The sequence below is a fragment of the Streptomyces sp. DH12 genome (assembly GCF_020873895.1).
In the GTDB taxonomy this organism is placed as follows: Bacteria; Actinomycetota; Actinomycetes; order Streptomycetales; family Streptomycetaceae; genus Streptomyces.
Genome location: NZ_JAHWGT010000035.1, coordinates 24,266 through 46,783 on the forward strand (window position 1 = coordinate 24,266; position 22,518 = coordinate 46,783).

Annotated in this window: 27 protein-coding genes and 1 tRNA gene; 11 read left to right on the top strand and 17 right to left on the bottom strand. The window is 71.8% G+C overall.

Features of this window, described 5'->3' with window-relative positions; translation table 11 throughout:
- Positions 1 to 223: 223 nt before the first annotated feature.
- The 3 genes from LPA54_RS26410 to LPA54_RS26420 are packed head-to-tail and all read right to left on the bottom strand — an operon-like array spanning position 224 to position 3,215.
- Positions 224 to 2,506, bottom strand: a complete 2,283-nt coding sequence (locus tag LPA54_RS26410; RefSeq protein ID WP_228982159.1) for a hypothetical protein — start codon at positions 2,504 to 2,506, stop codon at positions 224 to 226.
- A complete protein-coding gene (locus LPA54_RS26415; RefSeq protein ID WP_228982160.1) occupies positions 2,503 to 2,820 on the bottom strand; it encodes a ribonuclease E inhibitor RraB in 318 nt (105 codons plus the stop codon). Before LPA54_RS26415 ends, LPA54_RS26410 begins: the two co-directional genes overlap by 4 nt.
- Positions 2,817 to 3,215, bottom strand: a complete 399-nt coding sequence (locus tag LPA54_RS26420; protein WP_228982162.1) for a hypothetical protein — start codon at positions 3,213 to 3,215, stop codon at positions 2,817 to 2,819. Before LPA54_RS26420 ends, LPA54_RS26415 begins: the two co-directional genes overlap by 4 nt.
- Positions 3,216 to 3,851: 636 nt before the next feature.
- Between LPA54_RS26420 and LPA54_RS26425 the strand changes: the two genes are divergently transcribed.
- Entirely contained in the window at positions 3,852 to 4,283 is a 432-nt protein-coding gene (locus tag LPA54_RS26425) for a hypothetical protein (RefSeq protein ID WP_228982163.1), read from the top strand.
- Positions 4,280 to 5,560, top strand: a complete 1,281-nt coding sequence (locus LPA54_RS26430; protein WP_228982165.1) for an integrase — start codon at positions 4,280 to 4,282, stop codon at positions 5,558 to 5,560. Before LPA54_RS26425 ends, LPA54_RS26430 begins: the two co-directional genes overlap by 4 nt.
- 70 nt (positions 5,561 to 5,630) lie before the next feature.
- On the opposite strand, the gene LPA54_RS26435 is transcribed toward LPA54_RS26430, so the two are convergent.
- Complete coding sequence (locus LPA54_RS26435; protein WP_228982168.1) at positions 5,631 to 6,320, bottom strand: hypothetical protein; 690 nt, start codon at positions 6,318 to 6,320, stop codon at positions 5,631 to 5,633.
- A gap of 294 nt (positions 6,321 to 6,614) precedes the next feature.
- Here LPA54_RS26435 and LPA54_RS26440 point away from each other — a divergent pair.
- A tRNA-Met gene (locus tag LPA54_RS26440) sits at positions 6,615 to 6,691 on the top strand.
- A gap of 96 nt (positions 6,692 to 6,787) precedes the next feature.
- On the opposite strand, the gene LPA54_RS26445 is transcribed toward LPA54_RS26440, so the two are convergent.
- The 8 genes from LPA54_RS26445 to LPA54_RS26480 form a co-directional block, all read right to left on the bottom strand.
- Positions 6,788 to 7,318, bottom strand: coding sequence for a hypothetical protein (locus LPA54_RS26445; RefSeq protein ID WP_228982174.1), 531 nt, complete (start codon positions 7,316 to 7,318; stop codon positions 6,788 to 6,790).
- Positions 7,319 to 7,353: 35 nt separating this feature from the next.
- Positions 7,354 to 7,632 (bottom strand): hypothetical protein, encoded by a 279-nt coding sequence (locus LPA54_RS26450; RefSeq protein WP_228982176.1) that lies wholly within the window; start codon positions 7,630 to 7,632, stop codon positions 7,354 to 7,356.
- A gap of 473 nt (positions 7,633 to 8,105) precedes the next feature.
- Positions 8,106 to 8,300, bottom strand: a complete 195-nt coding sequence (locus LPA54_RS26455) for a hypothetical protein (protein ID WP_228982178.1) — start codon at positions 8,298 to 8,300, stop codon at positions 8,106 to 8,108.
- 59 nt (positions 8,301 to 8,359) lie between these two features.
- Positions 8,360 to 9,082: a GNAT family N-acetyltransferase gene (locus tag LPA54_RS26460; RefSeq protein WP_228982180.1), complete on the bottom strand. Its 723-nt coding sequence runs from the start codon at positions 9,080 to 9,082 to the stop codon at positions 8,360 to 8,362.
- Positions 9,083 to 9,164: 82 nt separating this feature from the next.
- Positions 9,165 to 9,317: a hypothetical protein gene (locus LPA54_RS26465; protein WP_228982182.1), complete on the bottom strand. Its 153-nt coding sequence runs from the start codon at positions 9,315 to 9,317 to the stop codon at positions 9,165 to 9,167.
- Positions 9,314 to 10,276 carry a recombinase family protein gene (locus LPA54_RS26470; RefSeq protein WP_228982184.1) on the bottom strand — a complete coding sequence of 321 codons (963 nt, stop codon included), beginning with the start codon at positions 10,274 to 10,276 and terminating at the stop codon, positions 9,314 to 9,316. Before LPA54_RS26470 ends, LPA54_RS26465 begins: the two co-directional genes overlap by 4 nt.
- A 357-nt stretch (positions 10,277 to 10,633) precedes the next feature.
- Positions 10,634 to 10,948, bottom strand: coding sequence for a DUF6087 family protein (locus LPA54_RS26475; protein ID WP_228982185.1), 315 nt, complete (start codon positions 10,946 to 10,948; stop codon positions 10,634 to 10,636).
- Positions 10,949 to 10,961: 13 nt separating this feature from the next.
- A complete protein-coding gene (locus LPA54_RS26480; protein WP_228982186.1) occupies positions 10,962 to 12,326 on the bottom strand; it encodes a Tat pathway signal protein in 1,365 nt (454 codons plus the stop codon).
- 159 nt (positions 12,327 to 12,485) lie between these two features.
- On the opposite strand from LPA54_RS26480, the gene LPA54_RS26485 reads away from it, so the two are divergent.
- From LPA54_RS26485 to tgmC, 3 genes are read left to right on the top strand one after another with little or no spacing between them, the layout of a single operon-like run.
- Entirely contained in the window at positions 12,486 to 12,758 is a 273-nt protein-coding gene (locus LPA54_RS26485) for a putative ATP-grasp-modified RiPP (RefSeq protein WP_228982190.1), read from the top strand.
- Between the two features lie 4 nt (positions 12,759 to 12,762).
- On the top strand, positions 12,763 to 13,752 hold the full coding sequence (gene tgmB / locus LPA54_RS26490; RefSeq protein ID WP_228982191.1) for an ATP-grasp ribosomal peptide maturase: 990 nt from the start codon (positions 12,763 to 12,765) through the stop codon (positions 13,750 to 13,752).
- Positions 13,749 to 14,948: an ATP-grasp peptide maturase system methyltransferase gene (gene tgmC / locus LPA54_RS26495; RefSeq protein WP_228982192.1), complete on the top strand. Its 1,200-nt coding sequence runs from the start codon at positions 13,749 to 13,751 to the stop codon at positions 14,946 to 14,948. Before tgmB ends, tgmC begins: the two co-directional genes overlap by 4 nt.
- A 76-nt stretch (positions 14,949 to 15,024) precedes the next feature.
- Here the strand turns inward: tgmC and LPA54_RS26500 are convergent, their stop codons facing one another.
- The 3 genes from LPA54_RS26500 to LPA54_RS42480 form a co-directional block, all read right to left on the bottom strand.
- Complete coding sequence (locus tag LPA54_RS26500) at positions 15,025 to 16,224, bottom strand: zinc-ribbon domain-containing protein (RefSeq protein WP_228982193.1); 1,200 nt, start codon at positions 16,222 to 16,224, stop codon at positions 15,025 to 15,027.
- Positions 16,225 to 16,452: 228 nt separating this feature from the next.
- Positions 16,453 to 17,052 (bottom strand): hypothetical protein, encoded by a 600-nt coding sequence (locus tag LPA54_RS26505; protein ID WP_228982195.1) that lies wholly within the window; start codon positions 17,050 to 17,052, stop codon positions 16,453 to 16,455.
- Positions 17,053 to 17,063: 11 nt separating this feature from the next.
- Positions 17,064 to 17,192, bottom strand: a complete 129-nt coding sequence (locus LPA54_RS42480; RefSeq protein ID WP_267487652.1) for a hypothetical protein — start codon at positions 17,190 to 17,192, stop codon at positions 17,064 to 17,066.
- Positions 17,193 to 17,478: 286 nt separating this feature from the next.
- Here LPA54_RS42480 and LPA54_RS26510 point away from each other — a divergent pair, with 286 nt between their 5' ends.
- The 5 genes from LPA54_RS26510 (at position 17,479) to LPA54_RS26530 (ending at position 20,098) form a co-directional block, all read left to right on the top strand.
- Positions 17,479 to 17,730 carry a DUF2786 domain-containing protein gene (locus LPA54_RS26510; RefSeq protein ID WP_228982197.1) on the top strand — a complete coding sequence of 84 codons (252 nt, stop codon included), beginning with the start codon at positions 17,479 to 17,481 and terminating at the stop codon, positions 17,728 to 17,730.
- A gap of 190 nt (positions 17,731 to 17,920) precedes the next feature.
- On the top strand, positions 17,921 to 19,237 hold the full coding sequence (locus tag LPA54_RS26515; RefSeq protein WP_228982199.1) for a DUF1173 family protein: 1,317 nt from the start codon (positions 17,921 to 17,923) through the stop codon (positions 19,235 to 19,237).
- 58 nt (positions 19,238 to 19,295) lie between these two features.
- On the top strand, positions 19,296 to 19,505 hold the full coding sequence (locus tag LPA54_RS26520) for a hypothetical protein (protein ID WP_228982201.1): 210 nt from the start codon (positions 19,296 to 19,298) through the stop codon (positions 19,503 to 19,505).
- A 12-nt stretch (positions 19,506 to 19,517) separates the two neighbouring features.
- Positions 19,518 to 19,922 (top strand): hypothetical protein, encoded by a 405-nt coding sequence (locus tag LPA54_RS26525; protein ID WP_228982202.1) that lies wholly within the window; start codon positions 19,518 to 19,520, stop codon positions 19,920 to 19,922.
- A 2-nt stretch (positions 19,923 to 19,924) separates the two neighbouring features.
- Positions 19,925 to 20,098 (top strand): hypothetical protein, encoded by a 174-nt coding sequence (locus LPA54_RS26530; RefSeq protein ID WP_228982205.1) that lies wholly within the window; start codon positions 19,925 to 19,927, stop codon positions 20,096 to 20,098.
- A gap of 162 nt (positions 20,099 to 20,260) precedes the next feature.
- Here the strand turns inward: LPA54_RS26530 and trpA are convergent, their stop codons facing one another.
- Positions 20,261 to 21,121 (bottom strand): tryptophan synthase subunit alpha, encoded by an 861-nt coding sequence (gene trpA / locus LPA54_RS26535; protein WP_228982208.1) that lies wholly within the window; start codon positions 21,119 to 21,121, stop codon positions 20,261 to 20,263.
- Between the two features lie 232 nt (positions 21,122 to 21,353).
- A complete protein-coding gene (locus LPA54_RS26540; protein WP_228982211.1) occupies positions 21,354 to 22,511 on the bottom strand; it encodes an MFS transporter in 1,158 nt (385 codons plus the stop codon).
- Between the last annotated feature and the right edge of the window lie 7 nt (positions 22,512 to 22,518).

Below are 22,518 nucleotides of genomic sequence, written 5' to 3' on the forward strand. Positions count from 1 at the left end.
GTACGTCGACCCGCCCGGCCGCGCCGTACAGGTTGCTGCGCAGGCCGGCCGGGATGCGCAGGTAGTCCTCGTCATCCAGGGGCCGCCCGGCCGTTCGCGTCGCGGATTCCGATGCGAGGTGGAGAAGGACCAGGCCGCCCAGGTCGGGCCTCCCGTCGTCGAAGAGGGTAGCTTCTCCGTCCTGCTCTCCCCAGTACCAGAAGGAAGGCTTTGCCGCCCCCCTTCAGCCTGTGACGAGGGCGCTGCGGATGCCCTGAATCGCCTCGTACAGCCGATCGGCGGCTGAGCTGCCCGGTGCACCGAGGTCTTCACGGGCGGCGTCGAGAAGAACGACCAGGTGCTGACCGCGGATCCGGCCGCTCGCGCTGCGTCGGGCCTGGCTGAGTGCGGCGTGGAGTTGCTGCCGGTAGGCGCCGGGCTGGATCTGGGCGAGCCGGCCGCGCCGCAGGTCGATGCGGAGGGCCGCGCCGTGCAGGTGGGAGCGCAGGCCGGCCGGGATGCGGAGGTAGGCCTCGTCATCCAGGTCGGGCAGCGGCACCCAGGCGTCCTCCGCCGCGATCACGGCCCGGGCGGCGGCGTCCCGGCTGGCGTGGGCCGGGCCGCGCCCGAGGGCGCGCCGCCGGTGTGCGGCCGTCCACCGGACGGTGTCGGTCTTGCGGCGCCGGACGGGGGCGACGGCGCCGACCACGGTGCCGTCAGCGAGCAGGCGGTAGCCGCCCAGGTTGGCGGGGTCGGGCTCCAGCTGCCAGGCGCGGTCGCCGATCGTGCCAAGGTCCACTGGGCCGGTCTCCTCCTGCGTATCCGCCGGTGCGAGGTCCTGGAGGGCGCGGAGCAGGTGCCGGGCCTCCTTGCTGCGGCCGAGCGCTGCGGCGTCGAGGCCGGTGAGCTGCTGGAGGTCTGGTTCGCTGGGCACGCGCAGCGCGGTGCGCAAGGCGGCGTCCCGGACAGGCTGGGGGAGCCGGGCCAGCTTGCCTCCGGGTTCCGGGGTGACGGTGGCCAGCGGGATCACCGCGGCGACCAGAGCGTGCTGTTCCGGCTCGCCGAGAGCGGTGAAGGCGTCGGCCACCACCGCCGCCGCAGTGCCCGGCGGGCGGCGCAGGCTGTCCCGGATGACCGCGCCGGCGGCCTGCTCGCGGTTGGCGAAGTGCTTCTGGCCGTGCGGCCGCAGCGGGAAGGCGCCGGCGGTGCGGGCGGACCAGCCCAGCAGGGTGCCGTTCAGGGAGTGCTCGGGCTGGATGCTGCCCGCGATCTCGCCGTCGCGCAGCACCCGCCAGCGGCCGTGGTCGTCCTCGTAGCGCACCAGCGTCCAGCCCGACCCGCCGTGCACGCCCAGGTCGTCGATGGCCACCGGGGCCTCCCGGTCCTCCCCGGTTCCCTCCGTGTCCTCGTCGCCGTCGGCCGGCTCCGGCTCGGCGGCCGCCTCGTCCCCGTGGCCGGCGGCCGCGCCTGGCTCGCTCGCCGCCCGGGCCGCGGCCAGCTGCGCCTGCAAGGCGGCCGTCACCCGGCGGTGCCGCTCGCGTTCCTCCTCCAGCCGGGCCGCCAGGCGGTCGTTGTCCGCCTTGAGTTCTTCGCGGTGCGCCTGGAGCTCGTCGAGGCGGGCGGTCAGGCCGGTGTTCTCGCTCTGGGCGGCGGCGAGCTCGGCGGCCGTGCGGCGCTGCTGCTCCTCCAGGCGGGCCTTGTCGCCGGTCAGCTCCTGAAGGCGCGCGTCCAGTGCTGCCTTCTCGCCTTGCAGGCGGCCGTGCACCGCGAGGAGCTTCTGGTGCTCGCCGGTGAGTTCCGCGTGGGCCCGCTCCAGTTCCTCGTGCCGCGCCGTCAGCTGGGTGTGTGTACCGGTGAGTTCGTGGTGGGCGTCGCGCAGTCGCCGATGGGTCTCGGACAGCTCGTCGAGAGCGGCGCGGTCGGCGGTGGCGCGCTGGTCGGCCGCGGCCGCCTCGCCGAGGGCGCAGGCCGCCTCCAGCAGGGCGGCTTGCCGCTCGTCGCGTGCCTGCTCGGCGGCCTGGTCGCTGCGGGCGGCCTCCTCGCGGGCCGCTGCGGCGTCCTGTACGGCCTCTTCGCGGCGCTGCTCGGCCTGGCGGACCTTCTCGCCGGCGTCGCTGGTGACCTGCTCGATGTGGGCGGCGACCGCGGCGGTGTCCGCGCCGGCCTGCTGCCCGGCGTGCACGGCTTCCAGCGCGGTCAGCACCCGGGGCAGCAGCGTCGCGAGGACCTGCTGCTCGCGGGCTCCCTGGGCCACGGCCTGCTGGACCGGAACGGGCTCCGGCGCGGTGGCGCGCTCCTTCTCCAGGGCCTTGCGTGCCCGGTAGGCGATCTGCCGGTCGCGCGGGTTGTTGTGCCGCACGCAGAACTTGGGCGGCGGACCGGGCTTGCCCTCGGGGCGCGGGGCCCGGGCGGTGGTGCAGTCGGGGTAGTCGCAGTCCGGGCCGCCGAAACCGGCCTCCATGAGCTTCTTGGCCAGCCACTCGTCAGCGGCGGCCGCGCGGCCGGGCCGGATGGTCGTCGTCCTCATCGCGGGGTCTCGCCCTCCCAGCCCTCGTCGCCCTGCACGATCATCGGGTCGGCCACGGGCCGCCCGGAGTCGTACGTCGCCTCTCCGCCGTCGTACTCGCCCCCGTGCCGGGTGACGATCGCCTCGACCTCCCGGTGCCGCTCCACCAGCCTGCCGACCTCGACGTCCCGTGCGGCCAGGAGCCGCCACTTCGGCGTGATCGCGGGGTCCGGCTCGCTGATGCGGGTCACGTAGTCCGCCAGTTCCTTCGCGCATCCCTCGGCGCTGGCCCGGTCCGGGAAGTACGCCCAGTGCGTGTAGGGGATCGTGCTCATCGTTCCTCGTCGGCGTGCTGGTTCAGCAGGGCGTCCAGTGCCTGGGCCGCTGAGCGGGAAAGCTGTGGGCGGTACAGCGCGAACCATGCCCGGACGCCGTCGAGCGTCTGTGTGGCGTCGTCCTGCCACGCCGCGACGACCTCCCGCGCCCGCGCGCTCGCCAGATCGGCGTAGGCGGCGGGGACCTCGTTGGCGATGACGTCGCTGATGCGCTCGGCGAGGGTCCCGGTGGTGCCGGGGACCGCCTCGGCCTCCAGGCGGTCGGCCTCCTCGCGCAGCGCGGTGGCCTTCTCCGCGAACATCCGCTCGTCGTCCGTGCGGGGACCGGCGTCGGCCGGAGGGATGCGGTCCTCCAACTCGGCTGCCCTTGCGCGCAGTTCAGCAGGACTCGGCATGGCTTTCCCCGTTCGGGTTGAAGGTGGAGGGCGGCTGACGCGTGAGCGGTGGGGTGTCAGCCGAGGTGCCGGCCGAGGAGGACCGCGGCCAGGAGCACGGGCGCGAAAATGCCGGCCAGGTTGACCAGGTCCATGAGCGGACCGTCACCGCCGCCGCGCCATCGCCGCCGACTCAACGGGTTCTCCTCGCTTCCCGGCGTCCGGGGTCCGCGTTTTCGCGCCCGGCGGTCACCGGGTCCTTCCGCACCGTAGAGCATGGATCTTGAACTTACAACTCAACTCAAACGCGAGGATTATTGAGCCATAAAGGCGTGACGCACAACTGTGTCTGACGTGCGCTGATGCTCTGTGTGCCGCTCTCAGGCATGATGTGCATTCCCGGCACCACCCACCCCGTGCGGGGGTAGTGTGCTCAGATCGGCTCCTGTGGCCGTGGCGCCGGAATCCGGGCTCCTCGGGGCGCTCAACTGGTTGAAATCCGCACGGTGTGGTGTCGGTCCTGCGCCGGGTCCTGATTCCGGATACTCTCTGCTTAGCCGGAATCAGGGCCCGTCGGGGACACGACAAGCAGCGTCCGCAGGTATCCGGCTCACACAAGAACTTCTGTGAGAAGGTCGGAGAGGAGCGGGGGAGCAGATGACGGTGGACATGTGGCACCCCCTGCCGGTGCACCCGACCGCGCAGTCCCGGGCGCCGCGCATCCTCCGCGACGAGATGACCGAGGTGCTGGCCGCCGTGGAGACGGAGACCAGGCTCGTCCGCGTCAACGGCGGACGCCTCGACCACACCGCCCGCCAGGAGCGCCCCGGCCGGTGGCGCATGGCCTGCGGCACCCTGCCGGTGAGCCCGCACGACTTCGAGCGCTCCCTGTGCGGCACCCCCTGCCTGGCCTGCGAGCGCGCGCTGCGCCTCGCCGCCGACCCGGCCGCCGCCGCCCTGCGATCCCACACCGCGAGCGTGCAGCGCCGCCAGGCCGCCGGCCAGCCTCCGCTCCCCGGCAGCGAACCCCGCCCGAGCAACATCGCCGAAGCCACTGCCCGCGCGCACGAGGAGCAGCCCGCGTCATGACGTCGACCGAACTCGTCCCCGCCGCCGGGCCCGGCCGCACTCCGGCCGTCCGGCGCCGGCGCCGTGCCGAGCCGGACATCGTCTCTCCGGCCGGCGAGCGGATCTCGGCCTCGGCCGCCCGCAAGCTCACCGACTCCGTCCCCCGCAACTCCCACAACGCCCGGGCCAGCCGCTGGCGTTCCTACGCCCTGTGGTGCGCCACCTACGACTGGGCCGAGGACGAGCCCAACGCGGTGCTGTCCTACCTCTCCGACCTCGGCGACCGCGGCCACCCCGCAACGAGCATCGAGGCCCACTTCAGCACCCTGCGCGCGATGCGCGCCATCCAGGGCACACCGCTGTCGGACAGGGAGGTCAAGGCCTGCCAGCTCGTCATCCGCCACCGCGCCGGCGAGGAGGCCGACGACCCCCTGGTGGAACCCGGCCCCCTTCAGGCCGACGCCGTCACCCTGGACGAGCTGCGCCTGATGGTGCGCAAGCTGAACCGCACCACGGCGCGCGGGAAGCGGGACGCCGCCGTCCTGCTCATCGCCTGGTGGATGGCGGCCCGCGCCTCCGAGCCCGCCCGCCTCAACCTGCACGACGCCAAGATCCGCACCGTGCAGATCGAGGACGAGGACGGCCGTAAGCGCCCCCACCAAGCCCTGATCATCAAGATCCGTCGCTCCAAGGCCGACCAGGCCGCGCGCGGGCAGGAAGTGCGCATCCTCGCCCCCGCCGATCAGGAGCTCTGCCCCATCCACGCCCTGCGGGAATGGCTCGACGTCCTCGCCGACGACGGCCAGCTCACCCCCGGCCCGCTGCTGCGCCGCATCGACCGGCACGGCAACATCGGCGTCAAGGCCGCCGGACGGCGGGCCAAGGACGACCGCCGCCGCGGCGGCATCACCGCCGACACGGTCAACGACATCATCAAGGCCACCGCCCGCGCCGCCGAGCTGACTCCCACTCCGACCCCCGAGGAGCGCGCCGTCGCAGCCCGGGCAAGGCAGGAAGCGCTCGCGGCCGCCGACGCCGCGCCCACCGCCGAAGAGGCCAACGCCGTCCTCAAGACCTGGCGCACCGCCCGGCGCGCCGCCCGCGCCGCCGTCCGCCGCATCACCGGGCACAGCTTCCGCCGTGGCTGGATCCAGCAGGCCCTGGCCGCCGGCAGCCCGCCCGAGACGGTCGCGCTGCACTCGCGGCACTCGCTGCGCAGTACCGCCTTCGACGCCTACCGCCGCAAGAAGGTCCCCTGGAAGGAGAACCCGACCCGCTTCCTCGGCCTGGCCGCCTGATCGTGATCAGCCCATCGCGGCCGCGCTACCCCCTCATCCGGTAAAGGCCGCCGGGCCGCAGAAGTCGGGGCTACGCCGGGCTGGTCAACCACGGCGGCAGGAATCCCGACCCGGGGGAGACCAGGGCGACGCCGTCGGGCAGCCGGCTGTTGACGTGCTCCACAAACGCGCCCGGCAGGCAGGGCGACTCGTGGATCTGGAACAGGGCCTTCACTGCCAGCCGGGGCGTGGACAGCAAGCTCAGGACCCACGCCTGGGTGGCGCTGCGGTCGGCGGGCTGTGCCGTCTTGGTGACCACGACGCGGACCAGACCGTCCTGGGCACAGGCCAGCGCAGCGTGGTTGGTCGGCGTGAGCTGCATGGCCTCGGCGTACAGGAGGCAGTCGTCCCACGCGATGTGGCTCAGGACGCCGTCCGGGGTAGCGAACACAACGCCCCACCGGGCCACGCCGATGGAGGGATCCGCGCCGTCGGACCAGCCGTGCTCGATCATGTGCCGGTACGGGTCGACCCGCGGCTTGCCGGGCTCGGCGGAGCTCGGCCACTGGTGCACCACTCCCGGCGCGACGCCAGCCAAGGACCGGCTCCCCGGAGCCGTCCAGTTCGCGACGACCAGGGTGAGGCAGCCGGGGCCGCCGTTCCCGTACTGTCGCAGCACGACGAGCTCGGACTCGCGCCGGAGGCCCGCGGACGTGTAGGGCTGGCCAGTCATGGCGGCACGGGCACGGGCCGCGGACTTGCGAGCGTGGTTCTTCGTCATCAGTACGTCCTTCACAGCCCGCGGCCCATGACCCGCCGGCCGGACAGCACGGACAGGACGAGACACGCGCTGATGCGGAGCACCTTCGGCCGTGTACGTCGCGGTCATGGGACGGGACGGGAACCTTCGGCCGCACGAGGGCCGCGCCCGACCATAGCCCCGAGCCCTTCAGGCGGCCAAGGCCGTGCCACCCGCCCGGGTGAACGCCCACCGAAATGAGCCGTCGGTGAAGTGGCAGCACCAGAGGAATTCGGTCCGGAGCAGACGATCAGTAGCGTAGGGTGGTCTTACCGACGCGGGGTGGAGCAGCTCGGTAGCTCGCTGGGCTCATAACCCAGAGGTCGCAGGTTCATATCCTGTCCCCGCTACCAACGCACCGGCCCCCTTCGACATAGGATCGAAGGGGGCCGGAAGCATGTAGGCGCCCGCCCGCCGCAGGCACCGACGCCGCAGCCGGGTGCTTGCCTCTACTCCGCGCCGCGCTGCGCCTCGAAGGCTGACATCATCACCTCGTACGTCTGCTGCCTGCGGGCCGCGTGTTCAGGGCTTGCCATGTAACGCAGGTGCTCCTCGTGGTCCCGCGCTCTCTCCTCATGCCGGCGGCGCCGCTGCTCGGCGACCTGCGGTGACGGCGCGGTGCGTATCGCCTCCGCAGCCACCTCCGGATCCGGGGCATCCAGGGACATCTGGACCCGGGCGAGGACGTCCTGGCCGACGGCGCTGGACTCCAGCCACAGCACCATGCCGGGGTCCTCGTCGAACGCGAGGCGCAGCCGCTCCCGGCCCGGTGCCGTTTCCGCCAACGGGAGCAGTACGGCCGGGTCGTTGCTGGCGTGCACCAGGGCCGAGGCCTCCGGGTCCTCCTTGATGAGCCCGGCGATCCGCTCCAGGAACGCGGCCGTGCGCACCAGCGCGGCGGAGTTCGGGTCGTACGGACGCGGCCCCGGGTCGCCGTGCTCCCACGACCGCGAAGCCTCGATCTGCTCGTTGATGTCCACCCGGCCCCTACCCCTCGTGATCTCCGACCCTGAGCCTACGAGGTTGCACAGCGGGCCGGTACAGCGGCCCTAGGCGCGATCTGCATCCGGGCGCCGTCCCACAGCACCGTCTCTGCGGGCAGGATGAGCAGTCCGGCCTCCCCGTCCTGCCAGGCCGCGCCCGTACGTCGCACCTGGACGGCCGCGCCGCCCGCACCGGCCATGTAGACCGTGGGGTCGACTTCCCATCCGTGCTGGGCGAGCCACGCCTCCAGCTGGATCATGTCCGACGGTGTCGCCCCACGCGGCCACTCGTATGTGCTCTTGCTGCTCATGTCCGTCCCCGCCCGGTTACGGCCGGACGCCCGGCCACTGGCGATCCTCCCACCCGGCACTGACAGAGGGCTGCGCAATTTCCGGGACCCGGCTGGGAACCCCATCGCTGGACCGGGCAGCAGCCTGGGATCCGGAGACGGGGCCCCGCCGCAGTGCCTTCGAATCCTCGGAATACCGACATGCTGCGGCAACGGGAAGATCTCTGGCAGTCTCCTCTTCGACGAGCCCGGAGACCCCGCAGCAGGCACCCGACGGGTACTCCCAGGCGCTCCGCCGGGCCCAGGAGGCCCGGCGCCGCCGAGGCTGAGACGGAACCGGCCCCCAGCCGGGATGGTGGACTGGTGGGGCTGCCGGACCGGGGCCCAACCACGGTGACGGTCCGGCAGCCCTGGGAGCGCGGCGCCGTACCGGTGCTGGCGGGCTCCTTGGGGGTGCGGTGCGGGTGGCGGGGGGCCGTGCCCGCACCGCGCGGTCAGCGTACGGGCCAGGGATAGCGGCGGGCGAGGACCGCCCACTCCTCATCCGCCCGGCCGGGCACGGTCCGGCCGTCGGTCTCCCACCGTGCGGCGAGCGCGGTGAAGATCGGCTCCAGCTCGGGGCGGGGAGCCGTTTCGCCTCCGCTGCGCTGTACGCCGATGGCGGGCGTGAGCCGCATCGTCGTGGTCACGCCTGGTTCAACGCCGTCTGTGCCGTCCGGGTCACCCACCGGCACTCGGGGCCCGCTCATCAGCGGCGGGGGCGCCAGCGGGTGAACATGCACTGGTCGTCGCCTGCCCCGAGTCGGAAGGGCAGGGCGATGGGGTCGAGGGAGAAGGGCTCTCCGGGGGCGTGGACGGTCCAGCCGTATCGGGTGTAGAAGGCGCCGAGATCGCGATCAGCCTCGTAGGAGCCGTACACCACGTAGTAGCCCAGCTGCTGGTAGACCTGCCAGGCCCGCTTGAGCAGCGTGCCGGCGATGCCCTGGCCGCGGGCGTGTTCGGCGACGGCCAGGCCGTGGACCTTGCCGACGAACAGGCTCAGGGCCATGGCCTTGTCGGGACCGAAGCCGTTCTTCATGGCCATGTCGATAAGCGTTCCGGGGGCGGTCGCGGACAGCGCTCCGATGGTGCGGTCCGTCTCATCGGTGGCGACCAGGGGCAGGCAGACGGTGGTCAGGGCCTCGGTCATGGGCTGGCTGGTGAAGGCGAACGAGGCGGCGTGGCGGTACGCCTTCGGGCCGCCGAGGCCGTCGAGCATGGTGGAGGCCACGGTGCCGTTCTCGATCGCGGTACGCAGTTCGGGCAGGAACCCAACGCCCTCGCCGGAGGTGGCGAGCAAGGCGTCCGCGGCATCGGCGTCCTGCGGCCGGGCCAGGTGGATGCGCGTACCGGCCGGGCCCTGCCAGCCGGTGCGGACTCGGTCGGCGGACAGCGGCGGTGCCTGCCGGGCCTTCTTGGTCGTCTTGCCCATGGTCTTCGTCCCCCTGGTGGTGGTTGCAGGCGGCGTACGGCCGCCTGCGCTGAGATGGATCTTGTCCCGGCGGCCGGGCGGCCTACCGCCGGTTTCCGGTCGGATGTTCCTCGACGGGCTGGCCCTGGTCCTCGTCCTCGGTGTCGTCGGGCCAGCGGCCGAACGGCCCGATGCGGCCAGGGCCTTCGGCGCCGAGTACGCCGGGGCCCTTCGTACGGTGCGGCGTGCGGATCACGCGTCCTCCCCTTCGAGCCGGGCTTGCGCCAGCAGCGCGGCCACAACATCGTTCGTCCCGTCTTCGGTCTGTTCAACGAGCGTGTGCAGCACGTCGTCCGTGGTGCCGTCCATGACCTGCCGGGTAAGCCGCTCCATCAGCTCGGGGTCGGTGCCGCTGCCGGGGCCGGTGAGGTCCACCCGGGTCGGCCGGCGCGGGGCGATGATCTCGGGCCCGGCCGGGGCGCCGGTCTCCTCGGCGTCGGCGAGCGCGCGGTAGACGGAGGCGACGGAGGGGTGCTGTCCGGCGTTCTTCCCGGTCTTGATGGTCAGCTTCTTGGCGATCTCGGGGACGGGGACGCCCTTGTCCTTGAGCGCGCGGGCGAACAGCAGCATGTCGTCGTCGATGACCTTGGGTCGTCCGCCGTGGTTGCCCTTGGTCGCGGCGGCGACCTGCCCCTCCAGGGTCTTCTCCCGGATGTAGTTGCGGTCGAGCTGGGCGGCGACGGCCAGCACGGCGAAGAACATCGCGCCCATGCCGTTGGGGTCGTAGATGCCGGTGAGGGGGCCGGTGAGGAGTTCGAGCTGGACGCCGGCCCTCTGGAGCTGGTTGGACAGGGTCATCAGCTCGGCGGCGTTGCGGGCCAGGCGCTTGAGCTCGTGGACGGTGAGGATGACCTCCTGGTCGGGGGCGGCCTCCTTGATGTCGTACGCCAGCTTCAGCGCCGCCTCCAGCTTCGGCCGCGTCTTCACCCGCGTGCTGATCTTCTCGGAGAAGATCCGCTTGCAGACCGGCCGGAGCGCATCGAGCTGGCTCTGCAACTCCTGCTGCGCGGTCGAGCAGCGCGCGTACCCAATCCGGATCGGCTTGGCCGCCTCGACGGCCGGCGCCGCCTCGACGGGCGGGCCCTGCTTCCATGGTCGTCCCGGGCCGCGGTCCTCCAGCACGAGGACGTCGAGTTCCTCGCGGAGCGCGGGCACGAGGATGAAGCGTGCGGTGTGGTACTTCGTCGCGGTCTTCCCGCCGCGGGTGCGGCAGGCGCTGCCCGCCGGGGCTTCACACTTCGGACAGTCGTTTCGTTCTACCGCGATTGCGGCTTGATCGGGCGTCAGATCCACCCCGGAAGTCTGTCAGAAATGTCTCGCACAACGTGCAGGTTTTGAGAGGCCTTCTGCGAACGGCGACCTGTGGAAACGTGATCCACTTCGGGGCCCTCGCAGAACTCTCGCAACTGTTCATTTATGAGAATCACCGTCCGCAACCATCGTCACGCACAGCTACATGGCACCTGGCCGCAGCTTCGGGAGCGGGGCCCGAAAGCGGAACGGGCGCTACCGCTAATCGCTGTTCCGATGCTCCTCAACCGGCCCGCCCGTCGTGCCGGACGTCTGTTCGTTCACCCACCGCTGTGCCTCCGCGAGGTTCGCGGCCGTGCCCGCCGGCGCGTACGAAAACCCGTTCCACTCCTCCAGGGCCCGTGGCTCCTCGGGGCGGAGGTGCCCGCCGCCGCCGTGGAGCGGGCGGTGCCGGCGGTAGACGTCCAGCGGCGGGCGGCGCCGCTTGTTGTACGCGGCGAGCCTGTCGTCGGCGTCGACGCGCGGGACGGCGCGGGACGGCTGGTTCGGCGGTCCGGGTCGGGAGTGCTTGCCCATGACGTCGATGGTCTCAGGCCGCGACGGTGGTCGGCCGGGCCGCGGCGAGGTCCGCCGCGCGGGTGCGGACCTCGTCCACCGCGGCGGTCCGGTACGGCCGGGCGGCGTCCAGCAGCGTGTTCAGGCGGGAGGTGACCAGTGTGGAGTCGATGCGGGCGGCCTCGTCCAGCGCCTGGTGGGCTGCGGCGGCGCCCTGCTCCGGCTCGTTCTCCGTGAACAACGCGGCAGCCAGCCCGATGCGGTCCATGACGCGCACGCGGTCGAAGCCGGGCCTGCGCAGGGCGAGCGCGTCGGTGAAGTGATCACTGGCGCGACGGTTCCGGCCGATGCCGGTGAGGTCGCGGGCGGAGACCGCGCGGGCGCCGGCGTGCTCGGCGGCGTCGAAGTACGCCACCCACTCCGGCACCTCGCCGAGGCCGTCCGCGACCAGTTCGTCAGCGGTGCCGAGGTGCCGCTCGGCACTGTGCTCGTCGCCGAGGGCGGCGTGCACCCGACCGGTCTGGGAGGCGACCAGTGCACGGGCCGCGGGGATGGTTGCCTTCTTCGCGGCGACGCCGAGGAGGCCGAGGGCGTCGTCCGGGTGTCCGAGGTAGATCATCTGGTGGGACATGCGGGTGGCGATCTCCACCCCGCGGTCCGGCTGCCCGGCCTCACCGGCGGCGTAGATGCCGTACGACCAGTATCGCTGGGCGGTGGCGTACCGCCCGCAGTCGTGGCTGACCCACCCGGCCAGCGCCGCCAGGTCCGCGGTCGCCGCGAACACCCGGGCCTTTAGCGAGGCGGGGACGCCGTCCTGGACGCGGCGGGCGACTTCGGCGAGCTGGGCGACGATCGCGGAGCGGTACAGGCCGCCGCCCTTGGAAGCGTCGGCCTTCGTGAAGAACGCGGTCACCTCCTCCAGCGCCGTCGTGGTGTCCGTGTCGAAGCCCTTGGTCGCGCCGTTCAGCCGGCGGGCGGTGCCGCCCAGCATCCGCTCGGCGGCCAGGATCAGCGGGGCGCCGAGGGCGAGCTTGAGGGTGTCGCGGCGGTCGAGGAAGAGATCCATCTGCGTCCATCCGGCCAGGGTCTGGGCGGCTGCCTCGGTCAGCAGCGGGAGCTGGATGCTATCCAGCGTCGGCCCTGCGGCCGTCAGGCCCAAATCACCCGGCGTGAGCGGCTGGCCGACCGCGTCCGAGATGACGGCCGCGAGCAGGGCCGGGACCGGCGGGCGGGGGCGTTCGCCGTCGATCCAGCGGCGGATGCGGGTCGCATCGGGTGCGATCTGCCGGTGACCTTGGCGGATGGCTTCGGCGGCGATCCGGCGGGCGATCTCGCCGTGGGACAGGCCGGTGGCCGCGAGCCACAGCGCGAGGTGCGGATTGCTCGATCTGCCGGTCATCGCCGTCTCGCCCTCCCCGACTCGCGCATCACGGAGCGTGGCAGTTTCGCCACGGTTCGCGGCACCCACGGTACTGGTCACGGCCCTGGCCAGAGGCGGATTCTGCTCAGGCGGTAGCCGCCCGGGCTATCCGCATGAGGCAAGGGGAAGGACGAACGCATGGCGACGCTTGCACCCCCAGCTCAGGCTCCGTGGGCGATGCGGCTGGTCACCGACCGGCTCCCGGTCGGCCCGCCGTCGTACGCCGCGGTGACGCTCGACGCGGCCACGCAGACCGCCCGCTACACCGACGCCGCCGGCCAGGTGGTGGAGATGGGCAAGCACGGCACGTCCCGTACGACCGGCACGGCGTCGATGTCCGGCGGCGGTGACGGGCAGAACCCGCAGCCGCAGACGCAGGACGACCACACCACCGACTACGAGTCGGACTGACGCGATGACGGCTCCCCTCGTCCTGGTCATCACGTCCCTGGAGGACGTCACCGCGGACCGGGTCATCGGCGCGCTGAACGAGCGTGAGGTGCCGGTCGTCCGCGTCGACCCGGCCGACATCGGCGCCGGTCTGTCCTTCGGTGCTCGCATCGGCGCCGGGGCGCCATCGTGGGGCGGGCGGCTGCGTACGGCCAGCCGAGAGGTGGAGCTGGGGGAGGTGGCGGCGGTGTACTACCGCCGCCCCACCCTGTACTCCGCGCGGTACGGCCACCTCCCGGCCCAGCAGCGCGACTTCTCCGCCGCCGAGGCCCGGCACGGGCTGGGCGGGGTGCTGGGCCACCTGCATGGCGCCCGCTACGTCAACCACCCCAGCGCGGTCACGGCGGCCGACTTCAAGCCCGCCCAGCTCCAGCGGGCGGCCCAGCTCGGCCTGGCCATCCCGCCGACGCTGGTCACCAACGACGTCGAGCAGGCCCGTAAGTTTGCCGCCGACCACGGGCGGATCATCTACAAGACGTTCCGCGGCCTGCCCCGCGACGAGGACGGGCACACCGGCGCGATCTGGGCCCAGCGCGTCGACCCCGAGTCCTTCGACGACTCGCTCGCGGTGACCGCCCACCTGTTCCAGGCGGAGATCCCGAAGACCGGCGACGTGCGCGTCACCGTGGTCGGACGCCGTGTGTTCGCTCAGCAGATCGCTGCCCCGGACGGGGCGCTGGACTGGCGCCGCGGCGACTGGGACCAGCTCCTGCACGCCCCGATCGCCGTGCCAATGCCGATCGAGGCTGCGCTGCACAGCTACCTGTCGGCGTTCGGCCTGGCCTTCGGCTGCTTCGACTTCGCCCTGACCGGCGACGGCCGCGAGCCCGGCGACTGGGTGTTCATCGAGTGCAACCCCAACGGCCAGTGGGGCTGGCTGCCCGACGCCGGCGACATCACGACGGCGTTCGCCGACATCCTGAGTACGAGCACGGAAGGAGGCGGGGCGCGATGACGATGCCCGCCGACCTGGAGACCGACGCCGCCCGGCTGCGCGAGGCGATGGCGAAGGCCCTCGCCGAGGATGGCGTCCTCGCTGATCCCGGCTGGCGGGCGGCCGTGGAGAAGGTGCCGAGGCACCGGTTCGTGCCGGGCTTCTACCTGCCCGCCGACGGGCTCGACGGGCAGGGGCTGACGGTGTGGGAGCCGGTCACCGCCGAGCTCGACTATGGCCGGTGGCTGGCCGCCGCGTACTCCGACACGACGCTGATCACGCAGTTCGACGGCGACGAACCGGACTGGAAGCAGCCTGCCGTACGGCACGGCGGGGCCCCCACGTCGTCCTCCACGCTGCCGTCGCTGGTCGTACGGATGTGGGCGGATGCCGACGTGCAGGAGGGGCACACGGTGCTGGAGATCGGCACCGGCACCGGCTACTCCACCGCGCTGGCCTGCGAACGCCTCGGCTCGGCCGACGTCACGAGCATCGAGGTCGACCCCCACCGTCTGGAGCAGGCCGCGAGCGCGCTGTACGGCTGCGGGTACACGCCGACGCTGGCGGTGGCGGACGGGCTGTACGGCTACTGGCCCGAGGCGAAGTTCGACCGGATCGTGGCCGCGTGCTCCTTCCGCGCGGTGCCGCCCGCGCTGCTGGCGCAGGCCCGGCCGGGCGGGAAGATCCTGCTCACCCTCTCGGGGTGGCTGTACGGGTACGCCCGCGTCCTGCTCACCGTGAACGGCGACGGCACCGCCGAGGGACGGCTGCTGCCCGGCACCGTGTCCTTCATGTCCGCCCGCACGCACGCCGCGCCAGCGTTCGGCAATCCCGCCCACTGGGCCGCAGGGCTTCCGGAGACCGGCCGGGCGGCCCGGCACAGTCCGGAGCGGATCACGGCCGGGACCGAGGAGGCGTTCCACCTGCGGTTCCTCGCCCAGTGCGCCGTGCCGGACGCGCAGACGACGACCGTCGGCGAGGTCGTGCACCTGGTCGACGTCGTGACCGGCTCCGCCGCCACCCTCACCCCCATCGAGGACAGGTGGGAGGTCCGCGAGGGCGGCCCCGTGCGGCTGTGGGAGCGGATCGAGCGCGTGCTGTCCGCGTACGACGAGGCGGACCGTCCCGGACCGGAGACGTTCACCCTGCACGTCTACGACGGCGGGCAGCACCTGCGGCACCCGCACCTGCCCGGCCTGCCGCTGCCGAGGCCCTGACGGGCCTCACGAGACCCAGGCGCCCGGGCGGAGGGATGTGACGGACCTCCGGTCGGGCGCCTGGCCTTGTTGTGTCTCAGCCGCCGCTTCCGGCCTCGCACACGCCGCGTACGGCGTCGCGGATGTCCAGGACCATCACGTCGTCGATCTTCTCGATGCCGCCGGAGCCGAAACGGACCCACAGCGGGTAGGCGCCGGCGTCGCGGGCGAAGGCGAGTTTCTGCGCGGACGCAGCGTTCGGTGCGGAGTCGATCTCCACCACGACGTCCGGGAGGCCGGGCATCCAGATCACCACGTCCAAGCGCCCGTAGCGGCCCTTGCCGTCCGGCACCACGGGCAGCCGCAGCTCCCGGTAGGCGCGGGCGTACGGCGCCAGCACGCTGTCCTCCAGCAGCTCCTCCTTCATGGAGAGCGCCACCCGGGTCAGGCTTCGTGTGAAGTCGGCGGTGGTGGGCGGGCGGCCACCTTCCGCCCGGTCCTCCGCGACGTCTTCGGCGGCCTCCTGGGACCAGGTGGCCAGCAGGTCGCCCAGCTGCCACGCCACCAGTTCCAGGTGCTCGGCCTGGACCCGGCGGGGTCGGCGGCCGGTGAGGTGGTGGAGCCAGCCCTCGGCCCAGTGCGCCTGGTCAAGCAGCCGCAGCACCCCTTGCCCTTCACCGGCGGCAGCGCGCCCGGCCGCCTCCTTCGAGGGCAGCAGCGTCGCGGCGGCCCGGGTGACCTGCGCCAGGACCTGTTCGCGCCTTCCCTGCTTGCCCATGACCTCCTCGGCGGCGATGGCGCCCTGGAGGTGCTTGGCCGCCCACCACCGCCACTCCGTCGCCAGCGGCGCCGGAACGTCCTTGGGCACGGGCACGGCGTCCAGCAGTTCGGCTGCGCGGCCGGCGGCGGCCTTCGCCGCGGCGGACAGCTCCGCCTTCATCCGCGGCTCGTTCTCCCGCCACCACTGCTGCTGGCACTTCCAGCACCGGGGGTGCTTCTTCGCCGCCGCCTCCGGCGTCACCATCGCGGTGTGCCCGCAGGTGGGGTACGTGTAGGAGACCCGGTAGCCCACGCATTCGCGGCAGGCGGCGACGTCGCCGTTCTTCCACTTCGGCAGCGCGGTGCGGGTGGAGATGTTCTCCTCCCACTCGTGCCCGGCCGCACACCGCCACCACACCGCGACCTGCATCTTCGGCGTCGCCTTCTGCGGCGTCAGCCCGCCGTTGCGCTCCTGGAGCCACATCGCGGCGACCTGCGGATACGCCTCGGCCAGCGACACACCTAACGACCGCGCCACCTGGACACCCCTCCTCACGCTCACGGGTCGGGCCCTCCCCGGCCCGGCGTCTCACCCGGTCAACGACCGCCGAGGCCGCATGGAGACGCCCAGTGTCAGCCTCACGGCTGCTCGTCGTCCTCGTCCAGACCGCCCGCGGCCGCCGGGGCGCCCGTACAGGCAGGAGGGGGTCGGAGACAACGCGAATGTCTCCGCCCCCTTTCTGCTGCGTCGCGGGCTGGGCCGCTGCTACCCCACGGCCGCAGGTGCCGAGCTGGGCCGGCTGACCGGGCGGGCCTTGACCCACTGGCCCGGGTCCAGCTCGTACTCCATGCCGTTGGTGACGTGACAGCGGCGGGGGTGCTGTTCGTCGTCCAGGCGGACGATGAGGTAACGGTCCTCTGTGTCGATCACCGTTCCCGGTCGCCCGTGATGACGGACCCGTGCGGCCAGCCCCAGGGCGGCGCCGGGCCGTTCGTCCAGCAAGTAGTACGACCTCATGTGCGCGAAGTCCCGCCGCTGACGGTCCGCCTCCGCGAACAGCACGCGGCACCCGGCGCGGCGGCAGTGAGATTTCGGGAGCTCGTGCGCGCCGAAGAACATGCCCTCGTCGAGCAGGATGTGCCTGGGGTCGCACGCGGCCCCGATGCCGGCCATGCCGGACCCGACGGCGTAGTGCCGCGTGAAGACCGCGACGTGCAGGTGGGTGTCCGCATGGACGTTGGGGCTGCGGAGGTAGCTGGCATCCCGGGTCGCCGCAGCGAGTTCGCCGTGGCGGGCGACCGGAGCCCCGTGGATGCTGCTTTCCGGAACGGTGGTGAGGGGCTGCGGGGCGGGCCTTCGCAGCATGGGCGAAACGGTCACCTGTCTCCTTCGGTGGCGCGGTCGAGTGCCTGGGCGGCTTCCGGGTGGGCCCGGACGAGGTGCTGGTCTGCGTACTCGCGGGCCTCAGCCTCGGTCTTGCCCGCGCCGTATCCGTCGTCGCACAAATTGCATGTCCAGGGCCAGGGCCATTTCCGGGCCAGCTTCCGCTCCCGCTCGCTGCGGCACAGCAGGAGGCTGGCCCGGCTGACGCTGACCCTCGCACGACACGGTGGCCGCCGCGTACGGGGACTACCTCAGCGACGTCCTGGAGTGGCTGGACCGGCCGTCCCTGAGCGATGTGAGCGTGCCCGAAACGGCCACCCTCGTGCAGGCCCTCGCCGCGGCGGACGACGCCAGGCTCGGCGACGACCTCGACCGCTATCAGCAGGCCGTCGCCGTGCTGCGGACCGCGTGGCAGGCGGCGGACGACCGCGCCCGTCGCGCCGGTCTTCGACAGCTCCTCCTGCCGAGCGGAGCGCGGTCGAGCAGGCCCGCAAGCTCCTCGCCACGGCGCTGGACACCGGTTCGGGGAGTGAGCACGAGCGGCGGAGTGCGTACGCGAAGGCCCGCAAGCTCCTCGACGGAATCCTCGTCGTTCCCCCGCAGGCCGTCGCCGCGCTGGAGGACAGTCACCGCCTGGCCCTCGCGCCCAAGCACCTCTGATCCGGGACGAGACAACGATGCGGCGCCCCCGTAGGACCCCGCCGCCGACCGCTCGCGAAACGCGACCTGCACGGCAGGCTCCCGAACGTGCCTTAATGAAGGCGCTCACAGCACCAGACATCTGGTCGCGCCGTGCGCCTACCGGTTACGGTCCTTATAAGTGGATCATGCCGGTAGCCAGGGGGCGACGATGACCGAGGCAGAGGGGCGGGTACGGCTTGGTGGGCGAGTCTTGTCGCTGGTACGCGTGCGTGAGCATCCGGGCGAGTACGCCCCCCTGTTCAGCCGGGCAAAGGCCACGGTCGGCCACGCGGAGTGCTTGTGCCGCACGCCCGCCCTTCGTCTTGTGATTCGGTGCAGCCGCGCTGGTCGATACCACCTGGCGGGTTGGCCGGGGGAGGGGGAGCGCCATGATGCCGCATGCCCGTTCCACAAGCTGGCCCCTGGCCTCAGCGGCCGTGAAACGTACAGTGCGGAGGCCATCCGTGAGAACGAGAACGGCGTCTCGATCCGGCTTGACGCTGTTCTCGCGCGGAGCCTCACAGAGCCGCCTGTTGCCAAGACGTCCGGAGAGCAGAAGGAGGGCCGGACCCGGCGCACTGTGGGGCTGCTGGGCCTGCTTCACTGGCTGTGGGAGGAATCCCAGCTCACCGCTTGGCACCCACGTTGGCGGCGCCGCAACTGGTGGATCTGTCACGCGCGGCTGCGCGAACAGATCGAGGGCTGTTCCATCAACCAGGATCCGGCGAACATGGCCCTGTACATCGTGCCGCCATTTCACCCGGAGAGTGCCGAGCGCACCACTGCGGCGTTCGAGGGCTTCAGGGCCCGTCTGGGGCGGCACGGGCTCAAGGAGCATCGTGGCCTGATGCTTGGGGAGATCAAGAACGTCACACCGACTCAGTACGGTGTTCGGGTCGCGCTCGCTCACCAGCGCGCCCCGCTTTACGCGTCTGCCGCCCTGCACCAGCGGGTGATCCGTTCCTACCGGTCGGCGTTTGCCGAGGCCGCCAGCGAGCAGGATGCCCGTCGGGTAGGCCTCTTCCTCGTCGAGCTCAGCCCCAAGGCGCACCTGAGCGTCGTCGACATGGCTGTCATGCTGGTGAACCGGCTCTACATTCCGGCGGACTCCAGCCACGAGGTCGCGATGGGCAACGCGCTCGCTGACGGCGGTCGATCCTTCGTCAAGCCGGTCCGCTACGACGGTACGGACGCCGTCTTTCCCGACTTCGTGCTGACCGACGTCGTTCCCCACGCCTACGTAGAGGTGTACGGCATCCGCGGCCGCGAAGCCTACGAACAGCGCAAGAAGGTCAAGCAGGCCTACTACCAGCGCCGAGGGGCCCCTCTGGTCGAATGGGACGTGGCCGAGCCTATGCCGGATCTGTCCCTGCCCAATGCGGGCGGAGTGCGGCGACATGCCGAGGGCTTCGGCCCTGGCTGCGGCTACCGGGGTGCCCGCGAGAGCGTCAACATTCACGTCAACCGCCACCACCAGGAGAAGTGACGGGTGTGACCATGCGAGATGTCCGGCCCGAACGACACCGAGAAGTGGAGATTCGAACATGAACTTCCTGTTGCATCAGACCATCGCGAACGGCGGCCGTCTCCCGGACGGACCGCACTTCGTGGACTGCTACATCTACGAGGGACAGCACTGCTCCTGCGGTGGGAACTACCAGGGTGACCAGCGGGGACCCGATCTGTGCGAATGCGGGACCTCCAAGAACCTGCTGCATGACTGCGACGCCGCCGACCGCGTCATCGAGAAGTGAGGAGCACGGCCAATGAGCAACGCCTTGCCCGCCAGCCAGGCCGAGTACGACAGGCGGATGCGGGAGCTTGAAGACGAAGGTGAGATCGCCCGGAAGACCTACATCGAGGCCAAAAAGCGCTACGACCGCATCTGCGACGAGATGCGGAACCTGCGTATCTCATGGCGCAAGCAGCAGACCGCTGTTCCCGCCGTTCAGGGGCCCAAGCCGGCCGGGCTCGTCTTGAAGAGCCGCGCCTATCCCGACCGCATCAAGCCCCACCGCGGCCGCCACACCCACGCCGCCACCTACGCCTCCGGCCTCCTCATGCGCACCGCGTGCAGCAAGACGTTCGAGGAGGAGAACGTCGACCACCTGTACGAGACCGACCCCGTGACTTGCCCGGGATGCCAGGGCACCATCCAGAGCAACTACTGATCATGCCCCTCTTCCGGGTGCTGGGCACCAGCAAAACATATCCAACCAAAACCGACTGGTACCAGATTCTGGAAACAAGCGACCCGGTCGAGGCGACCGCCGCTGTGCACGAAACCGAGGGTACGTTCTGGCGTCGGCTCATCGAGGATGACCATGTCGTCCTCGACCGCGTCTGAATACGTCAATGGCCCAGCCCGAGGAAAGCGGGCTGGGCCATCAGCAGACCAAGGTAACAGGACCGCACTCATCCTCTGGCCCCGCGATCCCCTCCAAGACCTACTCCGCCCCTTGGACAAAGGGCGCCGACAGCCTTTGAATCCGTCTCACCTCCGCGCGCATCACCGTGCCGCTCCGCTCGGCCGGGCCATCGAGGCAACGAACTCCGCAACGAGTGCCGCAGCACTGCTCACGCCGCCCTTGTTGAAGGCGCGGACCAGCGGTGAGCCGACGACCACGCCGGACACGTCCGCCTGCTCCACCACGGCCGCCGCCATGGCAGGAGTGGAGACGCCGATACCGCTGACGACTGGGGTGCTGGGCGCGGCACGCCTCACCATGGCGACGAACGATGAGAGTCTGTCGAGGTCGATCCCGGACAGGTAGCCCGTGCGCTGCCCCGCGGCCGCCGGCGCGTAGATGAACCCCGTCGCGGCCCGGCACGCGGCAGACAACTCGGCTGGTGACGCCTCCCGGCTGGCCAGGAGGGGGGCGCTGATCCTTGCGTCGGCCGCTGCCGCCGCCCAATCCGGGACACGCTCGGCAGGGACGTCAGGAACGAGGCATCCCGCGGCGCCCGCCGAAGCAAGCTCGTGGGCCATGCGCCAAGGGCCGTGCGCCTTAACCGTCGCCCAGTAGCTCATCACGACCACGGGCTCGCCGGTCAGAGCGGACACCCGCTCCACCGTCCTCAGCGTGGCGCCAACACCATGACCAGCACGCATTGCGTCGCGGTGGGCGGCCGCGATCACCGGTCCATCGAGCCACGGATTCACCGTGGGCACACCCACCTCCAGCACGGTCGCACCGTTGTGCGCGTACGCGACGAGGGCTTCGACGCCGTAGCGGTAGTCCGGGAAGCCCGCCAACGAGAAGGCACCGAGGACGGGCTGCCGACTGTCCATCTGCCTGGCCAGCAGGTCGATGCCCCGACGCATTCCGGTACCCCTGGCCGCCTCGGGTACATCCACGCGATACGTCAACGCAGATCACCTCCGACTCCGTCACACGCGTGGTCGGAAGAGGAGGCCGGCCCCCCGAGTCCGAGAACGTCAGCGCGGGCGGCAGAGGCATGCAGGACGTCCATGCTCTGCGGCAGCGTCGGAGAGCCGGCAGGCAGATAGGTCGTGACCGCAGCACGCCGACGAGTTGTGGCGGCAAGGGCCTGGCCCAGCCGAGTCACCGCCTTGGTGAGAGGCGGGATGGTGACGGCACTCATGACATCCTCCTTGATGCCGAACGGCCGAGTCGGCGACGGACGACCTGAAGCAAAGGGAGTGCCACGGCGGCCGCCAGGGAGGGCACAGCCCAGGAGCCGTGCCACGGGCCCGCTGCGGCCGTACCGAGCGCCGTCCCGATGCCGAAGGCGGAGACCAACCAGCCGAAGCTCTCGGTGACCATCCCAGGACGGGCGAGGAGGTCGAGGCACTGGTAGGCGGAGGTCAGCAGCGGACCGAAGAACACGCCCGGGACCACGGCTAGGGCCAGGCTGATGCACGGCCCCGCATCGAGGCACAGCGGCCACCAGGAGGCAGCAAACCCGGCACCTGCGATGACCAGCTGCGTACCAGGGCCCGCCTGCCAAGGGCGGGCAGCATACAACGCGCTTCCGATCAGAGCTCCGATCGAGAGCGCGGCGGGAAGCGCCCCCGAGAGCCAGGCGGCACCGGAGCGCTCGGCGGCCGCCAGGGCCGCGACGTTGAGAGCACCGAGCGACGCCCCCACCGCGATCAGGGCCAACAGCAGGAGCCGCAGGCCGGCCGAGCCGAGGGCGCCAAGGACACCGCCCCTGCTCCTCACCGTCGGTCGCCAGGCCCGTGAAGGCAATGAAGTGGCGACGGCCGCCGCTCCGGTCAGGCCGATGATTCCGGTGGCCAGGAGCGCCGCGGTGGAACCTGCCGCAGCAGTTACGGCGGTAGCCAGCAGCGGGCCCGCGACATAGACAAGCTCCTGGCTGCCGGAGTCCAGTGAATAGGCGGCTCGCAGGTGGGACGGTGAGGGCACGACCTGTGTCCAAAGAGCGCGCAGGGCCGCCTCAAGAGGCGGCGCTGCGACACCGGCGACCACCGCGGCGGTCAGCACCACGGGCATGTTGCCTGTTCCGGTGACCGCGATCACGACGAAGGCAACGGCGGAAAGTAGCGCGCCAACGACGATGGGGACGGTCTGGCCGATCCGGTCGGCCAAGCGCCCCAACAGGGGCTGACCGACCGCGACCGCGATTCCGAAGGCACCGGCCAGCGCGGCGCCCAGCGTGTAGCTGCCGCCCCGCTCCCGCACGGCGAGCAGCAGGACGACCGGAGCCATGCCGAGCGGGATCCGGCCCACCAGTGTGCCGCCGAGAAGCCGGGCGCAATGCGGGAGCCGCAGCACGGACGGC

Excerpts from the sequence above, each read along its gene's own strand:
- LPA54_RS26480 (WP_228982186.1), bottom strand. The coding sequence starts at position 12,326 with ATGACCGGCAGATCGAGCAATCCGCACCTCGCGCTGTGGCTCGCGGCC.
- LPA54_RS26520 (WP_228982201.1), top strand. The coding sequence starts at position 19,296 with ATGAACTTCCTGTTGCATCAGACCATCGCGAACGGCGGCCGTCTCCCG.
- LPA54_RS26530 (WP_228982205.1), top strand. The coding sequence starts at position 19,925 with ATGCCCCTCTTCCGGGTGCTGGGCACCAGCAAAACATATCCAACCAAA.
- LPA54_RS26430 (WP_228982165.1), top strand. The coding sequence starts at position 4,280 with ATGACGTCGACCGAACTCGTCCCCGCCGCCGGGCCCGGCCGCACTCCG.
- LPA54_RS26485 (WP_228982190.1), top strand. The coding sequence starts at position 12,486 with ATGGCGACGCTTGCACCCCCAGCTCAGGCTCCGTGGGCGATGCGGCTG.
- LPA54_RS26410 (WP_228982159.1), bottom strand. The coding sequence starts at position 2,506 with ATGAGGACGACGACCATCCGGCCCGGCCGCGCGGCCGCCGCTGACGAG.
- tgmC (WP_228982192.1), top strand. The coding sequence starts at position 13,749 with ATGACGATGCCCGCCGACCTGGAGACCGACGCCGCCCGGCTGCGCGAG.
- LPA54_RS26475 (WP_228982185.1), bottom strand. The coding sequence starts at position 10,948 with ATGGGCAAGCACTCCCGACCCGGACCGCCGAACCAGCCGTCCCGCGCC.
- tgmB (WP_228982191.1), top strand. The coding sequence starts at position 12,763 with ATGACGGCTCCCCTCGTCCTGGTCATCACGTCCCTGGAGGACGTCACC.
- LPA54_RS26460 (WP_228982180.1), bottom strand. The coding sequence starts at position 9,082 with ATGGGCAAGACGACCAAGAAGGCCCGGCAGGCACCGCCGCTGTCCGCC.
- LPA54_RS26425 (WP_228982163.1), top strand. The coding sequence starts at position 3,852 with ATGACGGTGGACATGTGGCACCCCCTGCCGGTGCACCCGACCGCGCAG.
- LPA54_RS26505 (WP_228982195.1), bottom strand. The coding sequence starts at position 17,052 with ATGCTGCGAAGGCCCGCCCCGCAGCCCCTCACCACCGTTCCGGAAAGC.
- LPA54_RS26515 (WP_228982199.1), top strand. The coding sequence starts at position 17,921 with ATGACCGAGGCAGAGGGGCGGGTACGGCTTGGTGGGCGAGTCTTGTCG.
- LPA54_RS26525 (WP_228982202.1), top strand. The coding sequence starts at position 19,518 with ATGAGCAACGCCTTGCCCGCCAGCCAGGCCGAGTACGACAGGCGGATG.
- LPA54_RS26420 (WP_228982162.1), bottom strand. The coding sequence starts at position 3,215 with ATGCCGAGTCCTGCTGAACTGCGCGCAAGGGCAGCCGAGTTGGAGGAC.
- LPA54_RS26415 (WP_228982160.1), bottom strand. The coding sequence starts at position 2,820 with ATGAGCACGATCCCCTACACGCACTGGGCGTACTTCCCGGACCGGGCC.
- LPA54_RS26435 (WP_228982168.1), bottom strand. The coding sequence starts at position 6,320 with ATGACGAAGAACCACGCTCGCAAGTCCGCGGCCCGTGCCCGTGCCGCC.
- LPA54_RS26450 (WP_228982176.1), bottom strand. The coding sequence starts at position 7,632 with ATGAGCAGCAAGAGCACATACGAGTGGCCGCGTGGGGCGACACCGTCG.